General features: G+C 69.3%; 19 protein-coding genes. 16 read left to right on the top strand and 3 right to left on the bottom strand.

The genetic code is table 11. The annotated features are described in order from the left end of the window. The first annotated feature begins 217 nt into the window (after positions 1 to 217). The 3 genes from VFS34_12810 to VFS34_12800 all read left to right on the top strand — a co-directional run bounded on the left by VFS34_12810 (position 218) and on the right by VFS34_12800 (position 3,913). Positions 218 to 1,843, top strand: a complete 1,626-nt coding sequence (locus tag VFS34_12810) for an ATP-binding protein (protein ID HET9795331.1) — start codon at positions 218 to 220, stop codon at positions 1,841 to 1,843. A gap of 11 nt (positions 1,844 to 1,854) precedes the next feature. Further along, on the top strand, positions 1,855 to 3,252 hold the full coding sequence (locus tag VFS34_12805; GenBank protein HET9795330.1) for a sigma-54 dependent transcriptional regulator: 1,398 nt from the start codon (positions 1,855 to 1,857) through the stop codon (positions 3,250 to 3,252). Between the two features lie 151 nt (positions 3,253 to 3,403). Next, positions 3,404 to 3,913 carry a DUF192 domain-containing protein gene (locus VFS34_12800; protein HET9795329.1) on the top strand — a complete coding sequence of 170 codons (510 nt, stop codon included), beginning with the start codon at positions 3,404 to 3,406 and terminating at the stop codon, positions 3,911 to 3,913. A gap of 441 nt (positions 3,914 to 4,354) precedes the next feature. Here VFS34_12800 and VFS34_12795 read toward each other — a convergent pair whose 3' ends face one another. Continuing rightward, positions 4,355 to 5,728: a cytochrome b N-terminal domain-containing protein gene (locus tag VFS34_12795; protein HET9795328.1), complete on the bottom strand. Its 1,374-nt coding sequence runs from the start codon at positions 5,726 to 5,728 to the stop codon at positions 4,355 to 4,357. Further along, positions 5,725 to 6,216: a ubiquinol-cytochrome c reductase iron-sulfur subunit gene (locus VFS34_12790; GenBank protein HET9795327.1), complete on the bottom strand. Its 492-nt coding sequence runs from the start codon at positions 6,214 to 6,216 to the stop codon at positions 5,725 to 5,727. The genes VFS34_12795 and VFS34_12790 overlap by 4 nt, the downstream gene beginning before the upstream one ends. A 133-nt stretch (positions 6,217 to 6,349) precedes the next feature. Between VFS34_12790 and rplU the strand changes: the two genes are divergently transcribed. The 8 genes from rplU (at position 6,350) to VFS34_12750 (ending at position 11,622) form a co-directional block, all read left to right on the top strand. Further along, positions 6,350 to 6,670 (top strand): 50S ribosomal protein L21, encoded by a 321-nt coding sequence (gene rplU / locus VFS34_12785; GenBank protein HET9795326.1) that lies wholly within the window; start codon positions 6,350 to 6,352, stop codon positions 6,668 to 6,670. 1 nt (position 6,671) lies between these two features. Continuing rightward, positions 6,672 to 6,932, top strand: a complete 261-nt coding sequence (gene rpmA / locus VFS34_12780) for a 50S ribosomal protein L27 (GenBank protein HET9795325.1) — start codon at positions 6,672 to 6,674, stop codon at positions 6,930 to 6,932. 169 nt (positions 6,933 to 7,101) lie between these two features. Further along, the gene (gene obgE, locus VFS34_12775) at positions 7,102 to 8,118 is read left to right on the top strand and encodes a GTPase ObgE (protein HET9795324.1); all 1,017 of its coding nucleotides are present in this window, start codon (positions 7,102 to 7,104) and stop codon (positions 8,116 to 8,118) included. 121 nt (positions 8,119 to 8,239) lie between these two features. Continuing rightward, complete coding sequence (nadD, locus tag VFS34_12770) at positions 8,240 to 8,854, top strand: nicotinate-nucleotide adenylyltransferase (GenBank protein HET9795323.1); 615 nt, start codon at positions 8,240 to 8,242, stop codon at positions 8,852 to 8,854. Then, entirely contained in the window at positions 8,851 to 9,219 is a 369-nt protein-coding gene (gene rsfS, locus VFS34_12765) for a ribosome silencing factor (protein ID HET9795322.1), read from the top strand. Before nadD ends, rsfS begins: the two co-directional genes overlap by 4 nt. 18 nt (positions 9,220 to 9,237) lie before the next feature. Next, positions 9,238 to 9,702 (top strand): 23S rRNA (pseudouridine(1915)-N(3))-methyltransferase RlmH, encoded by a 465-nt coding sequence (locus VFS34_12760; protein HET9795321.1) that lies wholly within the window; start codon positions 9,238 to 9,240, stop codon positions 9,700 to 9,702. Positions 9,703 to 9,718: 16 nt separating this feature from the next. Further along, positions 9,719 to 10,102, top strand: a complete 384-nt coding sequence (locus tag VFS34_12755) for a TraR/DksA family transcriptional regulator (protein ID HET9795320.1) — start codon at positions 9,719 to 9,721, stop codon at positions 10,100 to 10,102. Positions 10,103 to 10,323: 221 nt separating this feature from the next. Then, positions 10,324 to 11,622, top strand: a complete 1,299-nt coding sequence (locus VFS34_12750) for a hypothetical protein (protein HET9795319.1) — start codon at positions 10,324 to 10,326, stop codon at positions 11,620 to 11,622. Positions 11,623 to 11,734: 112 nt separating this feature from the next. Here the strand turns inward: VFS34_12750 and VFS34_12745 are convergent, their stop codons facing one another. After that, positions 11,735 to 12,844: a fatty acid desaturase gene (locus tag VFS34_12745; protein ID HET9795318.1), complete on the bottom strand. Its 1,110-nt coding sequence runs from the start codon at positions 12,842 to 12,844 to the stop codon at positions 11,735 to 11,737. 75 nt (positions 12,845 to 12,919) lie between these two features. Here VFS34_12745 and VFS34_12740 point away from each other — a divergent pair, with 75 nt between their 5' ends. The 5 genes from VFS34_12740 (at position 12,920) to phoU (ending at position 19,140) form a co-directional block, all read left to right on the top strand. Further along, positions 12,920 to 14,461 carry a vanadium-dependent haloperoxidase gene (locus tag VFS34_12740; GenBank protein HET9795317.1) on the top strand — a complete coding sequence of 514 codons (1,542 nt, stop codon included), beginning with the start codon at positions 12,920 to 12,922 and terminating at the stop codon, positions 14,459 to 14,461. A 141-nt stretch (positions 14,462 to 14,602) separates the two neighbouring features. Continuing rightward, on the top strand, positions 14,603 to 15,379 hold the full coding sequence (locus tag VFS34_12735; protein ID HET9795316.1) for an SDR family NAD(P)-dependent oxidoreductase: 777 nt from the start codon (positions 14,603 to 14,605) through the stop codon (positions 15,377 to 15,379). Beyond that, the gene (locus VFS34_12730; protein HET9795315.1) at positions 15,376 to 16,791 is read left to right on the top strand and encodes an MBL fold metallo-hydrolase; all 1,416 of its coding nucleotides are present in this window, start codon (positions 15,376 to 15,378) and stop codon (positions 16,789 to 16,791) included. Before VFS34_12735 ends, VFS34_12730 begins: the two co-directional genes overlap by 4 nt. A 94-nt stretch (positions 16,792 to 16,885) precedes the next feature. Continuing rightward, complete coding sequence (locus VFS34_12725) at positions 16,886 to 18,478, top strand: Ppx/GppA phosphatase family protein (protein ID HET9795314.1); 1,593 nt, start codon at positions 16,886 to 16,888, stop codon at positions 18,476 to 18,478. Then, positions 18,475 to 19,140 carry a phosphate signaling complex protein PhoU gene (gene phoU / locus VFS34_12720; GenBank protein ID HET9795313.1) on the top strand — a complete coding sequence of 222 codons (666 nt, stop codon included), beginning with the start codon at positions 18,475 to 18,477 and terminating at the stop codon, positions 19,138 to 19,140. Before VFS34_12725 ends, phoU begins: the two co-directional genes overlap by 4 nt. Positions 19,141 to 19,432: the final 292 nt, after the last annotated feature.

The following is a 19,432-nucleotide window of genomic DNA, read 5'->3' as shown; positions in this document are numbered from 1 at the left end:
GAACCCGGAGGGCGCCGGCGCATTGCGAACGATCTCTTCGTCGCGCCCCGGGCCCGATGCGCAACGGCATCTGCTCCCGGCGCGCGAGATTGAGCTCCTTCGCAAGCCGCAGGCGCGCCGCTACCGTTATTCCCGTTCCGGGGCACTCATGTACGCCCCGGTACGCCCTGGCCGCGGGCCGGGCAGGCCGCCGCCGAACCGTCGTAAAATCGTTCAAATGGATTCCCTGACCCGGTCTCTCCGGTTCCTCACGATCATCCGCCTCGTCGTCGCCGGGACGATCGTGCTCTCCAGCGTGCTGATCCAGGCGAGCGCGGGGTTGTCGCTCCGCCTCGGTCCGATCTACGCCGTCGGCGGCGCGGCCGTCGTGCTCTCGGGAATCTGGGTGGCCGTCCGCCGCGCGCTTCGCCCCGTCCAGGAGGCTTATCTGCAGCTCGGCGGAGACGTCTTCCTCGTGACGGCGCTCGTCTACTTCTCCGGCGCGTCCGACTCCGTCTTCACGTTCCTCTATCTCGTCGTGATCGCGGTGGCCGCTTTCTTCCTGCTCCGGCCGGGGGCTCTCCTGGTCGCGTCTCTCGCCTCGATCCTCTACGGCCTGACGATCGAGCTCACCGCGTACGAAGTGATCCCGGCGCCGCCCCTCTTCTATCGGACCGACTGGACGAGCCCGTCGCTCCTCTTCTCGCTCTGCTTCACGATCGCGGGCTTCTACGGGATCGCTCTGCTCGCGTCGCTCATCGCGGAGAAGCTCCATTTGGCGCGCCGCGAGATCTCGGAGAGGACGATCGAGTTCGAGAAGATGCGCGCTCTCCACGCGGACGTGATCGAGTCGATGTCCTCGGGTCTCGCGACCGTCGACGCGACCGGGATCGTGACGTTCCTGAACCGGGGGGGAGGCGAGATCCTCGAGCGGCTGCCTCTCGAGGCCAAGGGATGCTGGATCTGGGATCTCGGGCTGCTCTCGGCGGAAGAATGGCAGAGCGTGACGTCGGGCTGGTTCCGCTCTCCGGCGACGCGGGGCGAAACCGAGATCGGGGGCGAGCGGCCGCGCACGATCGGGTACTCGATCCGGAAGCTCAAGGGGACCGCGGGGTTCCTCGTCCTCTTCCAGGATCTGAGCGACGTGAAGTCGCTCGAAGCGGAGGCCCGCGCGCGGGAGAAGCTCGCCGCCGTCGGTCAGCTCGCCGCCGGGATCGCCCACGAGATCCGCAACCCGCTCGCCTCCATCTCGGGTTCGGCCCAGATGCTCGGCAACGAGATGCGCACGGGATCCTCCGAACGGCGCCTCGTCGAGATCATCGTCGCGGAATCGCGGCGGCTCTCGAAGATCCTCGAGGACTTCCTCCACTACGCGCGCCCCGGCGCGCCGCAGTGCGTGATGTTCGACGTGGGCGCGTCGCTCTCGGAGGCGATGAACCTCTTCTCGCACAGCGACGAGGTCCGCGATCACCACCTGTTGAACCTCCAGGTCGAATCGGCGGCTTCGATCTTCGGCGACCCGGGGCAGGTGCGGCAGATCTTCTGGAACGTCGCGCGGAATGCGATCTCCGCGATGCCGGACGGCGGGATCCTCGACGTGACGGGGCGCGTCGAAGGGGACTGGTATTCGATCCGATTCCACGACACGGGGCGGGGGATGTCTCCGGAGCGGCAGGAGATGCTCTTCCAGCCGTTCGCGACCGCGTTCGACGGGGGAACGGGGCTGGGGATGGCGATCGTGCGCCGCCTCGTCGAGGAACACGGCGGCCGGATCCGCGTCGACTCGCGGCCCGGATTCGGGACCGCGATCGAAATCTTCCTTCCGCGGAGGACGGCCGACCGGGCCGGCTCGTCGGCGGCATGAGCGGAGGCCGGATGCGGATCCTGATCGTCGACGACGAAGCGAGCCTCCGGGAGATGCTCTCGATCTTCTTCGCCAAGGCCGGCCACACGACGTCGTCGGCGGCGTCGTACGAGGAGGCGAGGGCGATCGCGTCGCGCGAGGAATTCGACGCGATCCTGTGCGACATCAAGATGCCCGACGGCTCGGGAATCGACCTCCTCCCGCATTTCAAGGAGACCCAGCCGAACAGCCCCGTGCTCATGATCACCGCGCACGCCTCGCACGAGGACGCGGTCGAGGCGATGCGCCGGGGCGCCGCCGACTACATCGGAAAGCCCTTCGACCTCTCCGAGCTCGCCGTGAAGCTGGACAAGGCGGTCGCCCGGCGCGAGCTCGAGGAAGAAAACCTGTATCTCAAGCAGGAGCTCGCCGCCCGCTACGCGTTCGCGAACGTGATCGGGAAATGCTCGCGCATGCGCGAGATCTTTCGCGCGATCGAGCGGATCGAGAAGATCTCCTCGACCGTGCTGATCACCGGCGAGAGCGGCACGGGAAAGGAGCTGATCGCGCGAGCGATCCATTTTTCCTCGACCCGCAAGAACGGCAAGTTCATCTCGGTCAACTGCGGGGCTCTGCCGGAGATGCTCCTCGAATCGGAGCTCTTCGGGCACGAGCGGGGCGCCTTCACGGGGGCGATCCGGGACAAGAAGGGCCTTTTCGCGGAAGCCGACGGAGGGACGCTCTTCCTCGACGAGATCTCGGAGACGTCGCCGGCGATGCAGGTCAAGCTCCTGCGCGTCCTCCAGGAGAAGACGATCCGGAAGGTCGGCGGCAACGAGGAGCAGCTCGTCGACGTCCGGATCATCGTTGCGACGAACCGGGACCTGAAGCAGGCGGTCGCGGAGGGGAAGTTCCGGGAGGACCTCTTCTACCGGATCAACGTGATCCCGATCGCGCTCCCGCCGCTGCGTTCGCGCGTCGAGGACGTTCCGCTGCTCGCCGAGCACTTCATCAGGAAGATCTGCAAGGACCAGCGCATTCCGGAGAAGAACATCTCCGCCGAGGCGATGCGGCTCCTCGAGGCCTACCCGTGGCCGGGAAACGTCCGCGAGCTCGAGAACACGCTCGAACGGACGGTCGCGCTCGAGCCGGGCCCGGTGATCACGTCCCGGAGCCTTCCGGCCGCAGTCACGTCGTCCTTCCCGAGCTCGCTCCCGGACTTCGCGGCTCTGCCCGCGGAAGGGCTCGACCTCGAGGCCTACCTGGAAGCCGTGGGCAAGAGGCTGATGCAGGAGGCACTCGAGAGGAGCGGCGGCGTCCAGACCCAGGCCGCCGAGCTCCTCAAGATGTCGTTCCGTTCCTTCCGCTATTACGCGAAGAAGTACGGGCTGATCAAGCGGGAGGAGCTGTACGGCGCCGCGGAAGATTAGCCGGCGTGCGATACATCGAGCGAAGACGGGCGCGTGCCGCCCGCGAGACCCTGCGACATACGACCGGGTATGCCTCGGGATCTCGAGGGCGCCCCGCATCCCGTCTCGCTCGCGTCTCGCGGCGCCTCGCGCCTGAGATAATCGACTCGCGATGACGGTTCGAGGCGTCGCCAGGATCCCCGCGAGATTCACGATCTTCTTTGTGATCGCTCTCGCTCTCGGCTGCGCGCGGTCGAACGGGGCGCCGAAAGACGCGGAGAAAGCGGCGAAGGATCAGCCGACGGTGACGATGCCTTCGGGCCGGACCTACCGCGTCGAGATCGCCGCGACTCCGGATTCGCGCGCGCAGGGGCTGATGTTCCGGGAGAGCCTCGCCGACGGTCGCGGGATGCTGTTCCTGTTTCCGCGCCCCTCCGTCGAGGCGTTCTGGATGAAGAACTGCAACTTCCCGATCGACATCGTCTGGATGGATGCCGGTCGGCGCGTGATCTTCGTTTCCGCGCACACGCCGCCGTGCCGTGAAGATCCCTGTCCGACCTACGGTCCGAAGGAGAAATCCCAGTACGTTCTCGAGATCCCCGACGGCGCCGCGGCGAAGGAAAAGGCGGACGTGGGGTCGACGATGACGTTCACGAACGTGCCGGCGTCGCCGACGGAGTGAGGTCTTCGAGCCTGCCGACTCAAGACACTTCTTCAGGAATCGGGCTCGCTTCCGGCCAAGCCTCCAGGGCCTCGTCTTGGGTTCGGTACCCGTTATCGACGATCGTGAGGTAGCCGTCGGCAAGAACCGCAATCGCGGCGCGGCGAGCCGTGCTGGAAGGTGGGCGCGACGGGCCGGTCGGCGTGCGAGGCGTACCAACTACCGTACGTTGAGCTCGGCGATCGGGCCGTCGCGCCCGCATAACGGCGCGTATCTTCCGCTCAGTTCTCCAGTGACCGCGAGAAGAGGTTGGTCAGTTCAGAACCACCCGAAGGCGCGGCGAGGCGCGAATCAGGCGGGGTGCGGGTCGCCCGCGGCGACCGAGGCGTACTGCGGTCAGTACGTCGCAGCGAGACCGCGGGCGGCACGCGCCCGCATCATTCGATGCATCGTCCGCGCTTGCTACGGCAGCGCCAGCAGGTAGTCCGTGATGTCGTTCAGATCCCTCGCCGGCAGATCGTCGTAGGGCGGCATCTTCGAGTGAGGCGAGAGCTCCTGCGGGTCGCGGAAGTGCGCGAGGAGCCACGCGCGCGTCCGCCGCTCTCCGACATGCTTCAGGTCGATGCCTTTCGGATTGCCGTCGCCGTTGATCCAGTGGCATTCGAGGCATTTTTTCGTCGCGATCAGCTTCCCGCCGCGGGCGATGGAAGGCGCGACCATCGAGAGGTCGTAGTTCTTCAGGTCCGCCGAGACGAACGCGAGCGGGGGAGGCGGCGGCTCGGTCGCGGGAAGGCGGCCCGCGGGGGCGTCGACGACCGCGATTCCGGTGAGGACGATCGCCGCGGCGGCGAGCCCGGTCCCCGCGGCGATCCACGGCCTCCGGTTCTTCGGATGCCGGGTCGCGGACCGGTCGAGGAGCGGCATCGCGACGAGGAAGATGCCGATCGCCGCGGGAATCCCGAACGTTCCGAGGATCGCGGCCTTTCCGTGGAAGTAGTGGAGGAGCTGGTAAGGCGCGAGGAAATACCAGTCCGGGCGGGGGACGTACGCCGTGTCGGTCGGGTCCGCGGTCGCCTCGAGGGAAGCGGGGAGGAACCGGGCCAGTGCCGCGACGACCGCGCATACCGCGAGGACGGCCGCCGCGTCGCGGGCCATCTGCTTCGGGAAGAACGGCTCCCGGGGAGACGCGTCGCCGGGAACTCCGGCGTGTCCCTGGCGCCGGAGGAACAGCAGGTGCGCGGCCGCGAGCCCCGCGGCGGCGAGCGGCAGCACGATCACGTGGATCGCCGCGAAGCGGGAGAGCGTGCCCGCCCCGACGCCGGCGCCTCCCGTGAGCACGCGCTGCGCGACGGGACCGACGATCGGCGGCTGGGCGGCGATCCGGATCCCGACGACGGTCGCCCAGTAGCCTTTCTGGTCCCACGGGAGCAGGTAGCCGGTGAACGCGAACGCGAACACGGTGGCGAGCAGGAGGAGGCCGACCCACCAGTTCTCCTGGCGCGGCGGCCTGTACGCTCCGTGCCAGAAGACGCGGGCCAGGTGCAGCAGGACGAAGACGACGACCGCCGAGGCGCCCCACGCGTGGAGACCCCGGACGAACGATCCCGCCGGGACCTGCCGCTCGATCCAGGCGACACTCGCCCGCGCGTGATCCGGAGTGGGCGCGTACGCGGACGCGAGAAGGATGCCGGTCGCGAGCTGCAGGACGAGGAGGGCGAGCGCGATCGAGCCCAGGGTGAACCACCACCCTCCGCGCGACGGCGTCGGTTTTTCCGCGAAGCGCCGCCACGCGGAGACGATCCCCGTGCGCTCGTCGAAACCCGGCCCCCGGCTCATGCGCGCTCGAGAGGAGACACGAAGACCTGTCCGGCGCGGATCTCGATCGGCAGACGCGCGAGCGCGGCGGGCGGGGGACCGCCGGCGACGCTCCCGTCGGGCCGGTAGGTTCCCCCGTGACACGGGCACCGGAAGAGACGCGAGGCGGCGTCCCATCGGACCGAGCATCCGAGATGGCTGCAGGTGGAAGACAGCGCGGCGAGACCGGTCGCGTCCCGAATGACGAAGATCCGCTCGCGGCGCTTCTCGAACCGGTAGGCATCCGGCTGCGACCACGCGAGGACCGCCTCCACCGGACCCGCCCCGGCGAAGAGGTCGGCCGGGCCGATCGCCACGGGCGCCGGCCGGGACGGGCGCGCGCCGCCGAGGAAGCGGGCGGCGATCGCCGCGAGGGCGCCCGAAAACAGCGTCGCCGCGGCGCCGATGAAGGTCGCCAGGAACCCCCGGCGCGTCTCCGCCCGGGCCGCCACGGGTATTTCCGAGGCCACGGGCGTAGTGTACGGAGTTTGCGTCGTCCCTCGTTCGGGGCCAGAAATCCTTTAGACGCATCGGGCGGCGCCTCGACTTGACAGCGGCGCGGAAACTGTTAGCATCAAGGGCTTTCGTGTGGAGGAAGGTTTCATGTACGCGATCGTCACGACCGGTGGAAAGCAGATGAAGGTGAGCCCGGGCGACGTCGTCCGCATCGAGAAGCTCGCCGGGGAGCCGGTCGCCAAGGGCGACGCGATCGTGTTTCAGGAAGTGTCGTTCGTCGGCGACGGCGACACCTTCCGCGCCGGGAGCCCGCTCGTCGACGGCGTGAGCGTCCGGGGGACGGTGGTTTCCCCGTTGAAGACGCGGAAGGTCCTGATCTTCAAGAAGAAGCGGACGAAGCAGTACCGCCGCACCAAGGGACACCGCCAGAACATGGTCGAAGTGCGGATCGACGGGATCGAGGGCTGAGATGGCGCACAAAAAGGGACAGGGATCCTCGCGCAACGGGCGCGACTCGAATTCGCAGCGGCTGGGCGTCAAGGCGTTCGGCGGCGAGATGGTGACGGGCGGCTCGATCCTCGTGCGCCAGCGCGGGACGAAGTTCCAGCCGGGCGACAACGTCGGCCGGGGCAAGGACGACACCCTCTTCGCGAAAGTTCCGGGCGTGGTCCGCTTCCGGGATCGCGGGCGCCTCGGACGGTTCATTTCGATCGAAGCTTCGGCCGAATAGGCCTCCGGATCTCCACGAGTCGGCCCCGCTCCGTCGGGGCTTTCGTTTTGACCCTTCTCCCGTCCGTGATCCTGCGCCGAGTCGAGCGGCTCCGTCGCTTCAACAGGGCGACTGACGAGGGAACGCTCGAAGATGACCGCGCGCCGCGGCCTGTTAGAGTTTCGTAGCGATGTTCATCGACGAGGCGGAGATCACGATCGCTTCCGGCGACGGGGGCAACGGATGCATCGCGTTCCGCCGCGAGAAGTTCGTCCCCCGCGGCGGTCCCTCCGGCGGAGACGGGGGAGACGGGGGAGACGTCTGGGTCGTCGGCAACGCGTCGCTCAACACGCTCTATCCCCTCCGCCACCAGACGCACTACAAGGCAGGGCGGGGCCAGCACGGCCTCGGCTCCAACTGCCACGGGAAGCGGGGCGAGGACCTCGTGATCTCCCTGCCGATCGGATCGGTCGTGCGGGATGCCGACACGGGAGAGGTCCTCGCCGACCTCGTCTCCCCCGGCCAGCGCGTGCTCGTCGCCAAAGGGGGGAACGGCGGGTGGGGCAACCAGCATTTCGCGACGTCGACGCGCCAGGCGCCCCGATTCGCGAAGCCGGGACTTCCGGGAGAGACGCACCGCCTCGCGATCGAGCTGAAGCTCCTCGCCGAGGTCGCGATCATCGGCCTGCCGAACGCCGGGAAGTCGACGCTGATCTCGGTGATCTCGGCGGCGCGGCCGAAGATCGCCGATTACCCGTTCACGACCCTCACCCCGAATCTCGGGGTCGTGACCCGCGGCGACGACACGCTCGTGGTCGCCGACATTCCCGGTCTGATCCGCGGCGCGCACGAAGGCGCCGGGCTCGGCATCCGCTTCCTGAAGCACGTCGAGCGCTGCCGCGCGATCTGCCACCTCGTCGACGCGTCCGCCGAGGGGGACGCCGAAACGGACGTCGCGGCGATCGAGGAAGAGCTCGCCGCTTTCTCCGCCGAGATCTCGAAGAGGCCCCGGCTCCTGGTCGCGTCGAAGATCGACGCCGGGAACCCCGAGCGGCTCGCGTCGATCGAGAGTGCGGCGCGGCGGCGCGGCCTCCCGTTCCGGGCGATCTCGGCGGCGACGCGAGCCGGGATTCCCGAGCTCGTGCACGCGCTGTTCGAGCTCGGGAAGGCGAAGAGCGCGCCTCTGGTGGAAGCGGGACCCTCGTGAAGACCCCGGCCCTGATGTGCGTTTCGGCAATCTCTGGCGCCGGGTTAAGCGGCTCCGCCGCTTCAACCCGGCGAGCCCGGTTCAGCGATTTCATCGCTGCAACCAGGCGGCAGGAGCAACGGTGAAGATTGGAATCTTCGGCGGCACTTTCGATCCGGTGCACTACGGCCATCTCAAGCCCGCCGCCGCGGTCGCCGCCGCGATTCTGCTCGACCGGTTGATCTTCGTCCCCGCGCATCGCGCTCCCGGGAAGGAGGAGGACGAGCCCGCGCCCGCCGCGCACCGCGTCGCCATGCTCGCGCTCGCGCTCTCCGGCCGGAAGGATTTCGTCATCTCCCTCTCCGAGGTCGAGCGGGGAGGGATCTCGTACACCGTCGAGACGCTCGGGGCGTTCGCCCGCGAGTTTCCGCGCGACGAGCGGTACTTCCTTCTCGGCACCGATGCGCTCGCGGGCTTCGATGGATGGCGGGAACCGGCGGAGATCCTGCGGCTCGCCCGGATGGTCGCCTTCGTCCGTGAACCGTACGAGGCGGACGTCCTCGAGCGGAGCGCCTCCGTTTCCGCGAACCGGAGTTCGGTCTTGCTTTTCGACTCCGTCCGCGTGAAAATTTCCTCGACCGACGTGAGGCGCGCGGCCGCCCGCGGGGAATCGCTCTCGGGCCGCACTCCTCCGGCGGTGGAGGAATACATCGTCAAGCACGGCCTCTACAGAGACTCCGGGACCGGGCGCACTTGACGGCGCGCCTCGATCCCGAGGGGCTCGCGCGGGAAGGGGTCGCTGCGGCGGTCGACAAGAAGGCCTCGGATCTCCTCGTCCTCAATCTCTCCGAAATTTCCTCCTTCGCCGACTATTTCGTGATCTGTTCGGCCACGTCCGACCGGCAGGCGCAGGCGATCGCCGACGCGATCGAGGAGCGGCTCCGCGCGGCGGGGCGCCGCCCGATCTCGGTCGAGGGCTACGCCACGTCGCGATGGATCCTGCTCGACTACGGTGAAGTGCTCTTCCACGTGTTCCTCGAGGACTCCCGCCGCTTCTACGGTCTCGAACGCCTCTGGGGAGACGCGGGAGACGAGACCCGGCGGTTCGCCGCCGCGCGCTGAGCGCCGGACTCCTTCTCCGTGAAGATTCGCTTCCTCTGGGTCGGCAAGACCGACGACCGCGAGTACGCGCGCGGGATCGAGCGCTACCGGACCCGCATCGAGGCGTGGGCAAAAGTGGAGGAGCGCGTCGTCCGCGCCGAATCGGAGCGCGGCGACGCCGCCGCCGAACGGGAGGGGCGGCGCGTCCTCGCCGAGATCGACGAGCGCGATCGGGTCGTCGCCCTCGACGAGAAAGGGAAGCTCCGGACGACCGCGGAATTCGCGCGTTTCCTCGGGGAGCATCGCGATCGGGACCCGCGCCGCCTCGTTTTCGTGGTCGGGGGGGCGTCGGGACTCGACGCGCCGGTGCTCGAGCGGGCGGAAGAAATCCTGTCGCTTTCTCCGATGACGTTCCCGCATCAGATGGCCCGCTTGTTGCTGATCGAGCAGGTGTACAGGGCGCTATCGGTTCGGGCGGGTTTGCGGTATCATCGCGCGCCCTAACGAAGGAGAAAGCCGGATGTCGAGTTCCGCCAAAGCCGCCAGAGTGACGAAGAAAGAGACGGAGAAGTACCGCCGCGCGCTCGTCGAGAAGAAGGATTCGCTCTCGAAGGAGATGCTGAAGAACAAGGACGCCGGCCAGGAAAACTCGGAGGAGATCACGCAGGACATCGCCGACAAGGCGTCGTCGTCGTACACGAAGGAATTCCTCTTCTCGCTCTCCGACGGGGAGCGGGTTCAGCTCCAGCAGATCGATCAGGCCCTCGTGCGGATCGACGACGGGGGCTACGGGCTCTGCACGAACTGCGGGAACCCGATCCCGGAGAAGAGGCTGGATGCGGTGCCGTGGACGCCGTACTGCGTCGATTGCATGGAGCTCTCCGAGAAGGGTCTCCTCGACTGAAGAGGGCGCGGACCATACGCGCCGCTATACGCGTCCGTGCGAGCCGCCCGCGGGCTTAACGCAGGCACCGGTACGCCGCGCCCGCGGGCCGGCTCACCCGAACGCGTCTTTCGGTACGTCCGGCCGCGCCCCGGCAGAGGTGCCGTTCTCCCCTCTTCTCCGTCCCCGGAGCCCGCCGTCGAAGCCCTCGGCGAAGGATCCCGCGCAATAATCCCCTCCACGTGAGCAAGGAAAGATCCCGCGGCAGCGCAGCGTCTCCCCACGCGATCCTCGTCTGCGGACCGCACGAGTTCTTCGTCGACGAGGCGGCGGAGGAAGCCCGGGGCGAGTTCGGCTTTACCGAGGACGAGATCGAGAGGATTCCCGAGGAGGCGCTCGCGGCGCGGCTCCCCGATGCTCTCGCGAGCGGGTCGCTCTTCTCGTCGCGCCGCCTCGTCGAGGCAGATCTCTCGGCGCTGTTCGGCCGGGACGCGCCGGGTGCGCTCGCCGAGGAAGCCGCGGCCGCCTGGCAGAAGGAGTCGGCGGCCGGCCGGAGGGAGGCTTTCAAGAAGGCGCGGGCTCTCCTGGCCGCGCTGCAGATCGAGAACGAATCGCCCGAGGACACCGCGGCCGCCGCGGTGAAGAAGATGAGGAAGCCGGAGCTCCGCGAGACGCTCGAGGAGATCTTCCGGGAGCTTCCGGGCGGCGGCGCCTCCGGCAACGCGGCGGCGGCCGCGGTCATCGCCCACCTCGAAGGCGGCGGCGTCCCCGGCACCGTGCTCCTCGCCCGCGCGGTCGATCCGCCGCGAACGTCCGCGCTCTACAAGGCGTTCGACGCCCATGGGTCGGTTCGGATCGCGGGAGGCGACGACAACGAGAACGCGCGGCTCCTCGTCGCCCGCGCCCGGAAGCTCGCCGCGCAGAAGAACGTCACCATCGAGCCCGCGTCGATCGATCGTCTTCGCGCGCGCACCGCCGACGATCCCCGGCTCTTCGCCTCGGAGCTCGAGAAGCTGCTCGAATGGGCGGGGGAGAACGGCAAGATCGTCCCCCGCGACGTCGAGGCCCTGGTCGAGGACCGGCGGGCGGAGGACGTCTACGCCTTCTTCGACGCCCTCGGCGCCCGGGACCGCGCGGAGACGATGCGCCGGCTCGAGGGGATCCTCTCCGGCCGCGCCCTGAGAACGGGAGAGCGCGAGATCAAGGGGGACGAGCCGTTGCGCGCCTTCTTCGGAATGCTCGCGGCGGAGATCCGGCGGCTCCTCGTCGTCCGCGCGCGGTGCGAGGAGACCCGGACGCGGATCAACCCCGCTCTGGCGTACGGAGGCTACCAGACGGGGGTGCATCCCCGTCTCTCGTCGGGAACGACGCTCCTCGAAGGAAGCCCTTTCCTCTGGTACAAGGCTTACCAGCGGGCGGCGCGCTTCCCGCTCCCGGATCTCGTCCGGGCTCTCCGCCGCTGCGCCGACGCGGACGCGGCAACGAAGGATTCGGCGTCGCTCGAGGACACGATCGCCCTTCTCGTGTCGGAGATCGTCTAGAGGAACCGACCGCGGGTGGCGGGCCCGGGGGAGCTCGCGGCGGAGGGACTTCTTCACGCTCCCGAGCGCGTCTCGACCGTTCCCGGGCGAGTCGCGGGTCGCGCCGCCCCGTTCAGGCGGCCTGGGCGAGCAGGTCGAGCGCCTCGCGCCACTGCCGGCGCGCTTCCTTCAGCCGCCGGTGCGAGTTCCGGCGCGTGGTCCGCCACCGGGATCCCCTGGCCCGCTCGTCGAGATGCTGCCGCCAGAGATCGAAGGCATGCTCGATCGTCTCGCGGGCGATCGCGATGCGACGCCGGACTTCCTCTCCGATCTTCGACGGCGCGCGGTCCAGATGGAGCTCGGCCTCGCGCACGGCCGCGTGGAGACGCGCTCCTTCGATCATCGGAGCCGACGTCGTTCGGAGGTCGGACGCGAGGCCGACCGCCTTCAGCCCGCGGATCATCCACTTCGCCGGGTCCCAGTGGTACCAGCGAACGCCGTTCCGGAAGTCGGCGGGAAAACGGTGGTGGAAGCTGTGGTAGCCCTCGCCGAAGGTGACGAGCGCGAGCAGCCAGTTGTCGCGCGCCGAGACGCGCGCGTTGAAGGTGCGCTTTCCCATGTAGTGCGCGAGCGAGTTCACGAAGAACGTCGTGTGATGCGTGATGACGACCCGGAGGAACCCTCCCCAGAGGAGTCCCGCGAGCGGACGTCCGTAGAGAGCGCCGACCCCCGTCGGAACGACGATCACGCCGAGCAGCAGGATCCACCGGTACCAGCGATGCTGCCACTGGACGACCGGGTTCTTCTCCAGGTCCGGAACGTTCGAGAACGTCCTCGCCTCCGCGGGCTTGTAGAAGACCCACAGGAAGTGCGCCCACCAGAAACCGCGGCGGATGTTGTACGGGTCCCAGTCCTTGTCGACGTACTGGTGATGGATCCGGTGATCGGCGGACCAGCAGAGGATGGAGTTCTGGGCCGCCATCGCGCCGAAGAACCCGTAGAGCGCCTGGACGGCCGGGGAGCACTCGTAGCTCTTGTGCGAGAAGAACCGGTGGTATCCGGCGCAGACCGACAGGCCGATCACCGTGAACATTCCGAGGCAGAGCCAGAGCATCCAGGGCTCGAAGCCCGTTTTCCACGTGTACCACGCGGTCACGGGGATGCCGAGGATCGGCGTCAGCATCAGGAAGGAGATGTTGATCCAGTCTTTTTGGAGCGGCCGGGCCGCAGGCGCCGTGGTCATTCGTCCCTCTCTTGCGCCTGCGCGCGAAATGATGTCGCTATCTTATACTGCGGGCGCTCCGCTAAGGAGAAAAGGATGCCGTCTCGGAAAAAATTCCTCTCCCTCGTCGTGATCTTTTTCCTCTCTTTGGTCCCGGCCGCCCGCGCCGCCGTCCCGGGCGAGCAGCCGGGCGACAACGCGGTCCTCCTCTGGAACGAGGCGCTGCTGCAGGCGGTCCGGGACACGAAGCCGGGCCCGACCGTCGTCGCTCGCGCGATCGCCGTCGCCCACACGTGCATGTACGACGCCTGGGCGGCTTACGACGCGGCGGCGGTCCCGACGCGCCCGCACGTCCGGTGGCGCCGGCCGGCCGCCGAGCGCACCGAGGCGCGAAAGGCGGAAGCGGTCAGCGTCGCCGCCTGGATCGCGCTCCGCGATCTCTTTCCCTCCGACGCCGCGATGTTCGACGCGCTGCTGGCCGAGCAGGGGTATTCCGCCGGCACCCCCGCGGCGGATCTCACGACGGCGGAAGGCGTCGGGACGGTCGCCGCCGGCGCCGTTCTGGAGTTCCGTCATCACGACGGCTCGAACCAGCTCGGCGACCTCGCTCCGGGTCCTTACTCCGATTGGACCGGGTACACGCCCGCCAACCCGCCGGAGCCCGCGGCCGTCGCCGATCCGAACCGCTGGCAGCCCCTTCAGGTGTCCGACGGCAAGGGCGGGTTCGTGATCCAGAAATACACGACTCCGCAGTGGGGGCTCGTCACACCGTTCGCGCTCGCGAGCGGGGACGAGCTCCGCCCCGGACCTCCGGCGAAGTATGGTTCCTCCGCGTACGTCGCCCAGGCTCAGGAGCTGATCGATCTCTCCGCCCACCTCACCGACGAGCAGAAGGCGACGGCCGAATATTTCGCCGACGGGCCGTCGTCGGAATTCCCGCCCGGGCACTGGTGCCTGTTCGCCCAGCTCGTCTCGCGGCGCGACGCCCATTCCCTCGACCAGGACGTGAAGATGTTCTTCGCGGTCGGGAACGCGCTGCTCGACGCGTCGATCGCCGCATGGGACGCCAAGCGCGCGTACGACTCCGTGCGCCCGGTGACCGCGATCCACTACCTCGCCCTCGTCCATCAGATCGGGACGCTCGTCGGAGGAGTCGAGATGATCACCGCGTGGGGCGGTCCCTGCGAGGGAACCCAGGAGATCCCCGCCTCCCTCTGGCGCCCCTACCAGCTCGCGACCGTCGTGACACCGCCCTTCCCCGAGTACTACTCGGGCCACAGCGTCTTTTCCGCGGCTGCGGCGGAGGTGCTCCGCTCCTTCACCGGCAACGACGCCCTGGGGGCGTCCGTGACGATCGCGAAGGATACCTTCCGCGGCGAACCGGGGTGCGGCCCGGCCTCGGACGTCACACTCGCGTTTGCGACGTTCTCCGAGGCGGCCGACGCGGCGGGGATGTCGCGGCGATGGGGCGGGATCCATTTCCGCGACGGCGATCTCACGGGGCGGGCGACGGGGCGCATCGTCGGCGCGAAGGCGTGGGCGAAGGCGCAGACGTTCTTCGACGGGAGCGCCGGAACGGACCGCATCGCCTTGCCGGTGGCGCCGGGCCCGCTGCCGCGGGTCGGGCCGCGTCCGTGAGGCGGCCGGGCCGGAGATCCCTTCGCGCTCGCCCGGCGAACTTTCGCGCGCGTACAATTCGGCGATGGGCGAGGCATCGGCCGTTCACGTCGAGAGCGAGAGGAGAAGTCTTCCGCTCCACCCGGCCCGGGAGATGACGCGATGACGCAATCGGTCTTCACGGTCGATCTGTCGGGGCGGAAGGCGCTCGTCACGGGAGGGTCCCGGGGAATCGGCCTTTCGGCGGCGAAGTTCCTCGTCCGCGCGGGATGCCAGGTCGCGATCGTCTACCGGCGCCGGCAGCGAGAGGCGCGTCGGGCGTGCCTCGAGATCGAGGCCCTCGGCGGGCCCGGTCTCGCGTTCCGCGCCGACGTCTCCGACGAGCGCGAGGCCCGGCGGGCGGTCGGCCAGGCGGTCGCGCGTCTCGGCGGGCTCCACATCCTCGTCAACAACGCCGGGATCTGGCCGGGAGGCGCGGTCGAAGAGATCAGCCCCTCGTACTGGGAGGAGGTCTTCGCGATCAACGCGCGCGGGACGTTCCTGATGACGAAGTTCGCGGTCCCGATCTTCAAAGCGCAGCGTTTCGGGCGGATCGTGAACGTGTCGTCGACCGCGGGGCAGCGCGGGGAGGCGTACCACTCGCATTACGCGGCGACGAAAGGAGCGGTGATCTCGTTCACGAAGTCGATCGCCATGGAGCTCGGGCCGTACGGGATCACGGCCAACGCGGTCGCGCCCGGGTGGGTGGACACCGAGATGTCCCAGAGCGTGCTCGCGGACCGCCGCCGCCGCCGCGCGATCGAGCAGGAAATCCCGACGCGCCGCGTGTCGACCGCCGACGACGTCGGCGGCGTGATCGCCTTCCTCTGTTCCGACTACGCCCAGCAGATCAACGGCGAAATCGTGAACATCAACGGCGGGTCGGTACTCGTCGGATGACGGAATCCCCCGTGTACTTCCGCCAGTTCTATCTCGGATGTCTCGCCCAGGCCTCGTACCTGGTCGGTTCCCGCGGCGAGGCCGCCGTCATCGATCCCCGCCGGGACATCGAGGTCTATCTCGAGGCGGCCGCGGCCGAGGGGCTCGAGATCCGGCACGTCATCGAGACCCATCTCCATGCGGATTTCGTGTCGGGCCACCGGGAGCTCGCCGCGGCCACGGGGGCGACGATTCACGTCAGCCGCGCCGCGAACGCGACCTACCCGCACGACCCGGTCGGGGAGGGAAGCGAAATCCGCGTCGGGAACGCGCGGCTCCGCGTCCTCGAGACTCCCGGCCATACGCGCGATTCGATCTGCCTCCTGCTCTTCGACGCGCCGGACGCGTCGGAGCCCTCCGCCGTCCTCACCGGAGACACGCTCTTCATCGGCGACGTCGGCCGGCCGGACCTCGCGGCCGCGGCCGGAGGCGCGGCCGCCGGCCCGGCGGCGAGCCCCCGCGAGCAGGCGGGACAGCTCTACGACTCGCTCCACGGCAAGCTGCTGAAGCTGCCCGACGCGGCGATCGTCTGGCCGGGGCACGGGGCCGGCTCGATGTGCGGCCGGAATCTCTCCCGGGAGACGAGCTCGACGATCGGCGAGCAGCGCCGCGTCAACTATGCGCTCCAGCCGATGTCGCGCGAGGCGTTCATCGACATGATGACGACCGATCTCCCCGAAATCCCGGCCTACTTCGGCCGCGACGTGCGGCTGAACCGGGAGGGGCCGGCGCTCGTTTCGGGGCTCCCCCCGCTCGAGCCCCTCTCTTCGGAAGAGACCGCCCGCCGCGCGGCGTCGGGAGCCGTGATTCTGGACACTCGCTCTTCCGCGGCGTTCGGGACCGCGCACGTGCCCGGGTCGATCCACATCGGGCTCGACGGCCAGTTCGCCTCCTGGGCCGGGACTCTCCTTCCCGCCGGGACGCCGGTCGTCCTCGTGACGTCGTCGGTGCCGGAGGCGGAGGAAGCGCGGATGCGTCTGGCGCGCGTCGGCCTCGACGACGTCGCGGGATATCTCGAAGGCGGGATCGCCTCGTGGAGCGGGTCGGGGAGGCCCGTCGCGTCGACCGAGCAGATCACGGTCGACGAGCTCGCCGCGCGTCTTCGCGAGGACGGTTGCCGCGTCCTCGACGTCCGCCGGCCCGCCGAATGGCGGGAGGCGCACATCCCGGAAGCGTTCGCGCGGCCGCTGGCGGACCTCGGCGCGGCGCTTCCGGAAGTCGCCGGCGAAAAGCCGCTCGCGATCATCTGCGCGGGGGGATATCGGTCGTCGATCGCCGCGAGCCTCCTCGAACGAGGCGGCCGGGGCGGCGTCATCAACGTGGTCGGCGGGATGGCGGCCTGGAACGCCGCGGGGCTTCCCACGGTTGCCTGATTCTCCGGCGGGCGCGGCCCCCGGCCCCGCTTCACGCGGAATTTACTCGGGCTTCACGCGCGACGGGCGGCCGCCACGCGACAATTCCCCGCGCATGACGACCCGGGCGTCGATCGACATCGGCAGCAATACGATCAAGCTCCTCGTCGCGCGGGTCGGTTCCGACGGGACGCTCGAGCCGCTCTCGCGCGAGAAGGAGCTCGTCCGCCTCGGCCACGAGACCTTCGCGACCGGGCGGCTTTCGCCCGAAGCGATCGAGGCGGGCGCGGCCGCGGTCGAGCGGCTCGCGTCGGTCGCCCGGGGGTCGGGCGCGGAGACGATCCGCGCGGTCGCGACGTGCGCGGTCCGCGAGGCGGAGAACGCCGACGATTTCGTCGCGGCGGTCCGCGAGCGGTGCGGCGTCGAGGTGGAAGTGATCTCCGGCGAGGAGGAGGCGCGGCTCATCACGCTCGCGGTCCGGAGCGAATTCCCGGAATCGTGCGACCCGCTCTTCCTCGTCGACATCGGGGGAGGATCGACGGAGCTCGTGGTTTCGGAAGGCGACCGCGTCCTCTTCGCGGAATCCGTCGAGCTCGGGGCGGTCCGCCTCGCCGAGAAGTACCTCCGCAGCGATCCGGTGTCCCCGGGCGAGCGCGAGGACCTGAAGCGCGCGATCCGGCGACGGGTCGCTCCCGCCGCGCGCCGCGTGGCCCGCTCCGGCTTCAAGACCTGCGTCGGGACGTCGGGAACCGTCCAGTCGATGTCGATGGTGTACGAGGCCGCGATCCGGGGGCGCGACGTCTTCCCCTCCGGACACCGGACGCTCCCGCGCAAGGGACTGAAGAAGGTCCTCGCGCTCCTCTCCCGGACGACGCTCAAGGACAAGCTCCGGCTTCCCGGTCTCGATCCGAAGCGGCGCGACATCGCGTTCCCCGGCGGCATGCTGCTCTCGATGATCATGAAGGCCGCCGGCGCCGGCGAGATTCTCGTGGGCGAGGGAGGGCTCCGGGAAGGCGCGCTCCTCGATCAGGTCGTGAGGCGGCGTTCTCCCGGCCTCCTTCCCCCCATCGCGCGGGACGTGCGAGAGAGCAGCGTCGACCGGCTCGCGCGGCGGACGAACGTGGAAGTGATGCACGCGCGGCACGTGGCCGCGCTCGCCGACCGGATCTTCGAGTCGACCCACCGGCTCCACCAGATGACCGGGCGCGAACGGGAGTGGCTCCGGGTCGCCGCGCTCCTCCACGACGCCGGGGCCTCGATCGGGCTGACCCGGCGCCACCGCCATACGTACTACCTCATCCGCCACGGGGACCTCACCGGGTTCGCCGCGGAGGAGGTCGAGACGATCGCCGCCGTCGCCCGGTACCACCGCGGCGCGCGCCCGAAGAACCGCCATCCGGAATGGCGGCAGCTCGATCCATGGCGCCGGAAGTCGGTCGAGAAGCTCGCGGCGATCCTTCGGGTCGCCGACGCCCTGGACCGCGGGCATCGCCAGGCCGTCGCGTCGGTCTCCTGCCGGGTTCGCCAGAAGAAGGTGCTCTTCGAGGCCGCCGCGGCGGAGGGCCGGACCGGGCCGGAGGGGATCGCGCCGGAGCTCGCGAGCGCCCGCCGGAAATCGAAGTTGTTCTCCCGGGTTTTCGGGCGCCGGGCGGTCTTCTCCGAAAGGGAATCCGCCCGCGCCTCCGCCCAGAAAGGGACCGCCGCGTGAAAGAGCATTTCGCCGAACAGCTGGAGCATCTCCGCCGCCGCCTGATCCTCTTCGGCGCCGAGGTCGAGAAGCAGATCGCGGCCGCGGTCGAGGCCTTCACGGAAGCCTCGGCCTCGAAGGCGAGCGTCGTGATCGCCAACGACGAGGCGATCGACCGGACGGAGGTCGAGATCGAGGAGGAGGCGATCCACCTCTTCGCTCTCCAGCAGCCGGTCGCCGTGGACCTGCGCCTCCTGATCTCGTGCCTCAAGATCAACAACGATCTCGAGCGGATCGGCGACCACGCGGTCAACATCGCCGAATGCGCCGAGAGGATCTCCGCGAAGAAGCCGCTCAAGCCCTTCATCGACATTCCTTCGATGGGCGAGGTCGCGATGGAGATGCTGAAGGACGCGCTCGATTCTTTCGTCAACCGCGACGCCGATCTCGCGCGCGCGGTGATCCGGAAGGACGACGTGCTCGACGACAAGAACAAATCGATCATCCGGGAGCTGCTGACCTACATGGCGGAGTCTCCCTCGCTCATCTCCTACAGCCTCGAGTGCATCTCGGTCTCCAAGAACCTCGAGCGCGTGGGAGACCTCGCGACGAACATCGCCGAGGACACGATCTACCTCGCGCAGGCGAAGCTCGTGAAGCACCACGCCGCGGAGATGCCGTAGCGGCGGTCCCGATCCGCCGTCCCGACTCCCCGGGCTGACTCTCGCCGCGCGGGTCCGTCCCTCGGGTCGGGAGCGGCCGCGTCCGAAATCCCCGGACGCGTTTTCCCGATCGGCGGCCCAGCCTATACTTCCGCGCGATGCCCCAAGCTCATGGCCGGGACCGGGCGATCTCCGGTTCCGAGGGTCGCTGGACGATCGCCTCGCCGCATTCGAAGGGTTGGCGCGCGCGGCGTCCGGGAACACGGACGACGGCGGAGCACCCGGGGACCGCGGTCGACTGGGATGGAGCGCT

Source organism: Thermoanaerobaculia bacterium (assembly GCA_035717485.1).
Taxonomy (GTDB): Bacteria; Acidobacteriota; Thermoanaerobaculia; order UBA5066; family DATFVB01; genus DATFVB01.
The sequence above is the reverse complement of the archived record's forward strand: the minus strand, read 5'-3'. Positions and strand labels throughout refer to the sequence as shown.

Coding starts and splice junctions, on each gene's coding strand:
- rplU (HET9795326.1), top strand. CDS start 6,350: ATGTACGCGATCGTCACGACCGGTGGAAAGCAGATGAAGGTGAGCCCG.
- VFS34_12805 (HET9795330.1), top strand. CDS start 1,855: ATGCGGATCCTGATCGTCGACGACGAAGCGAGCCTCCGGGAGATGCTC.
- VFS34_12755 (HET9795320.1), top strand. CDS start 9,719: ATGTCGAGTTCCGCCAAAGCCGCCAGAGTGACGAAGAAAGAGACGGAG.
- VFS34_12735 (HET9795316.1), top strand. CDS start 14,603: ATGACGCAATCGGTCTTCACGGTCGATCTGTCGGGGCGGAAGGCGCTC.
- VFS34_12740 (HET9795317.1), top strand. CDS start 12,920: ATGCCGTCTCGGAAAAAATTCCTCTCCCTCGTCGTGATCTTTTTCCTC.
- VFS34_12725 (HET9795314.1), top strand. CDS start 16,886: ATGACGACCCGGGCGTCGATCGACATCGGCAGCAATACGATCAAGCTC.
- rpmA (HET9795325.1), top strand. CDS start 6,672: ATGGCGCACAAAAAGGGACAGGGATCCTCGCGCAACGGGCGCGACTCG.
- VFS34_12745 (HET9795318.1), bottom strand. CDS start 12,844: ATGACCACGGCGCCTGCGGCCCGGCCGCTCCAAAAAGACTGGATCAAC.
- VFS34_12810 (HET9795331.1), top strand. CDS start 218: ATGGATTCCCTGACCCGGTCTCTCCGGTTCCTCACGATCATCCGCCTC.
- VFS34_12730 (HET9795315.1), top strand. CDS start 15,376: ATGACGGAATCCCCCGTGTACTTCCGCCAGTTCTATCTCGGATGTCTC.
- VFS34_12800 (HET9795329.1), top strand. CDS start 3,404: ATGACGGTTCGAGGCGTCGCCAGGATCCCCGCGAGATTCACGATCTTC.
- VFS34_12795 (HET9795328.1), bottom strand. CDS start 5,728: ATGAGCCGGGGGCCGGGTTTCGACGAGCGCACGGGGATCGTCTCCGCG.
- obgE (HET9795324.1), top strand. CDS start 7,102: ATGTTCATCGACGAGGCGGAGATCACGATCGCTTCCGGCGACGGGGGC.